At 71.9% G+C, this 7276-nt stretch carries 4 protein-coding genes; all 4 read left to right on the top strand.

Annotated elements, in window-relative coordinates:
- Positions 1–86 precede the first annotated feature (86 nt).
- Positions 87–4364 carry a discoidin domain-containing protein gene (locus B1205_RS24645; protein WP_089157900.1) on the top strand — a complete coding sequence of 1426 codons (4278 nt, stop codon included), beginning with the start codon at positions 87–89 and terminating at the stop codon, positions 4362–4364.
- Between the two features lie 272 nt (positions 4365–4636).
- Positions 4637–5785 carry a helix-turn-helix domain-containing protein gene (locus B1205_RS24640; protein ID WP_254910188.1) on the top strand — a complete coding sequence of 383 codons (1149 nt, stop codon included), beginning with the start codon at positions 4637–4639 and terminating at the stop codon, positions 5783–5785.
- Positions 5786–5920: 135 nt separating this feature from the next.
- Positions 5921–6085: a hypothetical protein gene (locus tag B1205_RS32310; protein WP_254910178.1), complete on the top strand. Its 165-nt coding sequence runs from the start codon at positions 5921–5923 to the stop codon at positions 6083–6085.
- Positions 6075–7217, top strand: coding sequence for a helix-turn-helix domain-containing protein (locus B1205_RS32810; protein WP_303395040.1), 1143 nt, complete (start codon positions 6075–6077; stop codon positions 7215–7217). The genes B1205_RS32310 and B1205_RS32810 overlap by 11 nt, the downstream gene beginning before the upstream one ends.
- Positions 7218–7276 lie beyond the last annotated feature (59 nt).

Raw genomic sequence — 7276 nt, 5'->3', positions numbered from 1 at the left:
GGGGACCCGCCCGGGTCCCCGCCGCACCACATCCCCCACCCCGCAACGCCTCTCCACGTCCCCCGGGAAGAAGGTGTCCCTCCACCATGTCCAGACTCCGTACCAGAATCGTCGCGGTGCTCGCCGCGGTCGGCCTGGCCGTCACCGTGGCGCCGGCCCCACCGGCCCTCGCCGCCGGCGGCNCCGCCGGCCGCCCCGCGACCGCCAGCAGCGTCAACGGCTCGTTCGTGGCCGGCAACCTGACCGACGGCAACCAGGGCAGCTACTGGGAGAGCAGCGGCGCGCTGCCCCAGTGGGCGCAGGTCGACCTCGGCACCAGCCGCGCCGTCGACCAGGTGGTGCTCAAGCTCCCGGCCGCCTGGGAGGCCCGTAACCAGACGCTGTCCGTGCAGGCCAGCGCCGACGGCAGCGGCTTCACCACGGTCGTCGCGTCCGCCGCCCGCTCGTTCAGCCCGGCCGCCGGCAACGCGGTGACGCTCGGTTTCACCGCCACCAACGCCCGCTACCTGCGCGTGGCCATCACCGCGAACACCGGCTGGGCCGCCGCGCAGCTCGCCGAGCTGGAGGTGTACGGCACCGCCAGCTCGTCGACCAACCTGGCGCTCGGCAGGACGATGACCGAGAGCGGTCACTCCGACGTGTACGCCGCCAGCAACGCCAACGACGGCAACGCGGCCACCTACTGGGAGAGCCCGAACAACGCGTTCCCGCAGTGGATCCAGGCCGACCTGGGCGCCGCCACCAGCGTCAACCGGCTGGTGCTGCGGCTGCCCACCGGCTGGGGCGCGCGCAACCAGACGCTCACCGTGCAGGGCAGCACCAACGGCTCCACGTTCGGCACGCTCGTCGGCTCCGCGTCGTACGCGTTCGACCCGGCCGGCGGCAACACGGTGAGCGTCACCGTGCCCACCGCGTCCACCCGCTACCTGCGGCTGCTGTTCACCGCGAACAGCGCCTGGCCCGCCGGGCAGCTCGCCGAGCTGGAGATCTACGGCCCGGCGACCGGTGACACCCAGGCCCCCAGCGCGCCGGGCAACCTGGCGTTCACCCAGCCGGCCACCGACCAGGTGCGGCTGACCTGGACCGCGTCGACCGACAACGTCGGCGTCACCGGCTACGACGTGTACGCCAACGGTGTGCTGCGCACCAGCGTCGGCGGCACCACGCTGACGTACACCGACACCCAGCCGGCCGGTACCACCGTCGCCTACTACGTGCGGGCCCGGGACGCCGCCGGGAACGTGTCGGCGAACAGCAACACGGTCACCCGTGCCGGCAGCACCGGCGACACCACCGCGCCGACCGCCCCCGGTAACCTCGCCTACACCCAGCCGGCGAGCGGGCAGATCCGGCTGACCTGGACCGCGTCCACCGACAACGTCGGCGTGACCGGTTACGAGGTCTACGCCAACGGGTCGCTGCGCACCACCGTGAGCGGGTCCACGCTGACGTACACCGACAGCCAGCCGGACAGCGCCACCGTCTCCTACCACGTCCGGGCGCGCGACGCCGCCGGCAACGTGTCGGCGAACAGCAACACGGTCACCCGCACCGGCAGCGGCACCGGCGGCACCAACCTGGCGGTCGGCAAGCCGGCCACCGCCTCGTCCGTGGTGCACGTGTTCAACGCGGCCAACGCCGTCGACAACGACGTCACCACCTACTGGGAGGGTGCGCCGGGCGCGTACCCGAGCACGCTGACCGTCGCGCTGGGCGCCAACGCCAGCATCAGCGCGGTCGTGGTGAAGCTCAACCCCGACCCGGCGTGGGGCGCGCGCACCCAGACGTTCCAGGTGCTCGGCCGGGAACAGTCCGCGTCCGGCTTCACCAGCCTGGTCGGCTCCGCGACGTACTCCTTCAACCCGAACAGCAGCAACACCGTGACCGTCCCGGTCTCGGCGACCGCCGCGGACGTCCGGCTCCAGTTCACCGCGAACTCCGGCTCGTCCAATGGCCAGGTCGCCGAACTCCAGGTGATCGGCGTGCCGGCGGCCAACCCGGACCTCACCGTCACCGCCCTCACCGCCTCGCCGTCCGCGCCGGTGGAGACCGACACGATCACGCTGTCCGCCACCGTGCGCAACGCCGGCACCGCCGCGTCCGCCGCCACCACCGTCAACCTCTACCTGGGTACGACGAAGGTCGGCACCGCCGCCGTCGGCGCGCTCGCGGCCGGCGCGTCCACCACCGTCTCGGCGAGCATCGGCGCGCGTGACGCCGGCAGCTACCAGCTCACCGCCAAGGTCGACGAGTTGAACACGGTGATCGAGCAGAACGAGGCGAACAACTCCTACACCAACCCGACCGCGTTGACGGTCAGCCCGGTGGCCAGCTCCGACCTGGTCGCCTCCGCGGTGACCTGGTCACCGGGCACGCCGGCCGCCGGCACCACGGTCAGCTTCGCGGTGACGCTGCGCAACCAGGGCACGATCGCGTCGGCGAGCGGGTCGCACGGCATCACGCTCACCGTGCTCAACGACTCGGGTTCCGTGGTCCGCACGCTGACCGGCTCGTACTCCGGCACGATCGCCGCCGGGGCCACCGCCGGCCCGGTGTCGCTCGGCACCTGGACCGCCGCCAACGGCCGGTACACCGTCCGGGTGGTGCTCGCCGACGACGCCAACGAGCTGCCGGTGAAGCGGCAGAACAACACCAGCGACCGGGCGCTGTTCGTCGGTCGCGGGGCCAACCTGGGCTACGACGCGTACGAGGCCGAGGACGGCTCCGTCGGCGGCGGCGCGCAGGTGATCGGGCCGAACCGCACCATCGGCGACCTGGCCGGTGAGGCGTCCGGCCGACGCGCGGTCACCCTCAACACCACCGGCGCGTACGTCGAGTGGACCACCAAGTCGGCCGCGAACGCGCTGGTCACCCGCTTCTCCATCCCGGACGCCCCGGGCGGCGGCGGGATCGACTCGACGCTCAACGTCTACGTCAACGGGGTGCTGCACAAGCCGATCAGCCTCACCTCGAAGCACATCTGGCTCTACGGCGCGGAGGCCGGACCCAGCGACTCGCCGAGCGCGGGCGCACCCCGGCACCTCTACGACGAGGCGAACGTGCTGCTCAACTCCACCGTCCCGGCGGGCAGCCGGATCCGGCTCCAGAAGGACCCGGCGAACAGCACCACGTACGCGATCGACTTCGTCAACACCGAGCTGGTGTCGCCGCGCGCCAACCCGGACCCGACCCGCTACAAGGTGCCCACCGGGTTCAGCCACGCCGACGTGCAGAACGCGCTGGACGCGGTACGGATGGACACCAGCGGCACGCTGATCGGCGTCTACCTGCCGGCCGGCACGTACGAGACGGCGCAGAAGCTCCAGGTGTACGGCAAGGCGGTCAAGGTCGTCGGCGCCGGCATGTGGTACACCCGGTTCCAGACGCCGGCCAACCAGCAGAACACCGACGCCGGTTTCCGGGTGGAGTCCTCGGCCAGCGGGTCGAGCTTCTCCCACCTGGCGTTCTTCGGCAACTACACCAACCGGATCGACGGTCCGGGCAAGGTGTGGGGCGAGCTGAAGGACGTGGACAACCTGACCCTGGACAGCGTCTGGGTCGAGCACACGGTCTGCGCGTACTGGGGCGTCAGCGTCGACCGGCTGACCATCCGGGACAGCCGGTTCCGCAACACCTTCGCCGACGCGGTGAACATGACCAACGGCAGCACCAACGCCCTGGTCACCAACTCGGAGGGCCGCTCCAACGGTGACGACGCGTTCGCGTTGTTCTCCGCCACCGACCAGGGCGGCTCCGGCGGCAACCACGGCAACGTCTTCGAGAACCTGACCGCCACGCTGACCTGGCGGGCCGCCGGCTTCGCCGTGTACGGCGGCTACGACAACATCTTCCGCAACCTCTACATCGCCGACCAGTTGACGTACTCGGGCATCACCATCAGCTCGCTGGACTTCGGCTACCCGTTCGTCGGGTTCGGCGCGAGCCCGCCCACCCGGTTCGAGAACATCTCGCTGATCCGCTCCGGTGGGCACTTCTGGGGTGCGCAGACGTTCCCCGCGATGTGGTTGTTCTCCGCGTCCAAGGAGTTCCGCGGCATCCGGGTGAGCGACGTGGACATCGTCGACCCGACGTACTCCGGGATCATGTTCCAGACCAAGTACACCGGCAGCCAGCCGGAGAACCCGATCACCGACACGGTGCTCACGAACGTCTCGATCTCCGGGGCGCGCCGCAGCGGTGACGCGTTCGACGCGAAGTCCGGCATCGGCATCTGGGTCAACGAGATGCCCGAGGCGAACCAGGGGCCGGCGGTCGGCGCGGCCACGTTCACCAACCTCCGCCTGACCGACAACGCCCAGGACATCCGCAACACCACCAGCACCTTCACCATCACCCGCAACTAAGTGCAAGGCGGGGCCCCTTCTTAACGCCTCAGGTATAGAAGGGGCCCCTTCTCACATCGCTGGCGATGTGGGGAAAGCCCAGCGTCGGCGGTCTGCCGTCGGCAAAGAATCTCATCGGGACCGGCACGCCGAACCGCGGTGTGGGTGGTGTCCCTTGTGGCCACATTCGGGGTACCGTCTGCTGTTGCAGCCGCCCGCCAAGTCGTGGCGGGGCCGCTCGTCGTATGGGAGCGCCGCTGATGCCTCGCCGCCCGATCCCCGCCGATCCGTCGATCGGTGATCGCATCCGAGCACGCCGTGAGCTGCGTGGCTGGAGCATCCGCTACGCGGCAAGCCGCGCCGGTATCTCGCACACGTCCTGGTTGCGGATCGAGCGTGGCCAGCAGCGCACCGACCGGTACATGATCGTGGACCTGGCCGCCGCGCTGGAGTGCTCGGCGGCCGATCTGACCGGGCAGGCGTACACGCCGGCCGATCGGCAGCTCGACGCCGCCCGCATCGACGCCGAACGGTTGTGGCGGGCCATGATGGACACGCCCATGGGCGCGCGGTCCGACGCGACGGCCACGGTCGAGCAGGTGCACCGCGAGGCGGCGCTCGTGCGGGACCTGTACGGGCGGTGCGACTACGCGGGGGCGCTGCGACGGCTCGTCGATCTGGTCCCGGCGATGCACAGCCTGCCAGATCGACATGCGGCACTGACGGAGATGGTGCCGGTGTACGGCGTGGCGATGGGTGCCCTGCTGAACGTGAGCTACCCGGCGCATGCCTGGCTGGCGGCGGAGCGGTGCGCCGAGGCGGCCGGGCTGCTCGACGATCCGGTGGCGGTCGGGGTGGCCGCGGCCAACCGGGCGCGGGTGTCCGCCTACTCGGGGGCGTACCGGCCGGCGCGGGCATGGTGCGACGGGGCGGCGGCGGACCTCGCGGGTAGTGCGACGGAGAGCGCGTTGGACGTGCTGGGATTTCTCCACCTCGCGCGGGCACTACACCTCGTCGGCCTGCATGACCGGGGCGCGGCCGAGGACCATCTCGCCGAGGCTGCGCTGATCGCCGCGCACACCGGGGAGACAGACAGGTGGGATCTCGCCTGGGGGCCACGGAACGTGGCGCTGTGGCGGATGGCGTTCCTGCTCGACACCGGCCGGCCGGAAACGGCCATGAGTGTGGCGGCGGGCGTTGACCTGACCGGCCTGCCGTCGGTCCGGCAGGTGTACTTCTGGCTCGACATGGGGCGTGCCGCCGAGGCGATCGGCCGGGATCGCGAGGCGGTGCGGATGCTGCTCGCGGCCGAGCGCACCGGCCCGCAACATGCCCGTTCATCGGTCGCGGCCCGCGAAACGGCGCGGTCGTTGCTGCGCCGGGGACCGGCATCACCGGAGTTGCGCGGACTGTGCGAGCGCATGAGTCTGACGACGCAGTAGTGGTGCGTAAGCGTTCCAGCCGATCCGTGCACATTCCGTAGCGTCCCGCTCACAGGGATGCGGTGATCCGATCGCGTCTCCTCCGGGCGCGACGGTGTGGGCCCATCGCCGTGCCCTTCTCCGAAGGGGGCACTGATGGGCAATCGGCGTGATCGGGGAGACAACCGAGGCGAGCAGGCGGAAGCCGCGGAGCGCGAGGCGGCGCGGCAACGGATCATCGCGCAGGCCGAGGCGGAGCGAACACCGGTGGCGGACACCACCCGGGCGGTGCCGGATCGGCGGTGGCGTCGTGACCGGTGAGCGGCTTCCGATCGGCCGGCGCGTCGCCTACCTGCGGGCGCATCGCAAGCTGTCGCAGCAGATGTTGGCCGACCGGTTGGGCAAGTCGAAGAGCTGGGTGGACAAGGTCGAGCGCGGCGTACGGTCGCTGGAGCGGGTGTCGACGATCCGGGAGGTCGCGGCGGTGCTGCGGGTCGACGCGGCCACCCTCCTCGGCGACGACGCGCGGCCCCCCGGGGCCGCCGAGCGCACCGAGGGCGTCGCGCGTATCCGGGCTGCCCTCTCCACCTACGGGATGACGGCCGGCCGCGACGCGCCGCCGGAGGGGTTGAACCGGGCCGTGGCGCACGCGTGGAACACCTACCGGCACGCCCGCTATCCGCAGGTGGTCGAGCAGCTCCCGGAGCTGCTGGCCGAAGTTCAACGCGCGCAGGCGCGGGAGCCGCAGGTGGGTCGGGCGGCGGTGGTGGACGCGTACCGGGTGGCGGCGGCGTTGCTGACCAAGCTGGACGAGACGAGCCTCGCGTGGCTGGCCGCCGACCGGGCGATGTCGGCGGCGGCGGGGGATCCGGTGCTGCGTGCCTGCGCGGCGGTCCAGCTCGGTCCGGTGTTGCGGGCGTCCGCGCGGGCGCGGTCGGTGCTGCTGGCCGCCGCCTACCGGGTCGCGCCGCGTGATCTCGATTCCGGTCCGCCCGGCGAGTTGTCGTTGTGTGGGGCGCTGCTGGTGCAGGCGGCGCGGGCCGGGGACGGGCGTGCGGCCGGTGAGCTGTTGGACGAGGCGGCGGAGTTGGCCGCGCGGGTGGGCGACGGGCACGACCACCACCGGACCGCGTTCGGGCCGGCGGCCGTGGACGTGGCGCGGGTCGCCGCCGCTGTCGAGCGGGGCGACGGTGCCGAGGCGGTCGCCCGGCACGAGACGGCGATCGAGGCGGACGGGTGGCGGTGGCTGCCGCTGGAGCAGCGCGCCGCGCACCTGGTGGACGCCGCGCGGGCGTACCTCCTGGTGGGTGACGCCGAGGGCGCGGCGAAGGTCCTGGTCCGGGCGGAGCGGATGGCGCCGGCCGAGGTCGGGCACCGCCCGGCGGCGCGTGAGGTGGTCGTCCGGCTCGCGGCGGTGTGCCCGAGCTGGGCGTCGACCATCACGTTCCAGTAGGCGGGCGAATCCGACATCGAGGGCTGCCGAATAATCGGGATCGCGGCATCCGAGGCAAT

Origin of the sequence: Micromonospora sp. NBS 11-29 (assembly GCF_002140155.1) — a bacterium.
Lineage (GTDB): Bacteria > Actinomycetota > Actinomycetes > Mycobacteriales > Micromonosporaceae > Micromonospora.
This window is presented reverse-complemented; position numbering and strand designations above follow the sequence as displayed.

What these genes read in the sequence shown, in the direction of transcription:
- B1205_RS32310 (WP_254910178.1), top strand. Translation starts at nt 5,921, where the DNA reads ATGGGCAATCGGCGTGATCGGGGAGACAACCGAGGCGAGCAGGCGGAA.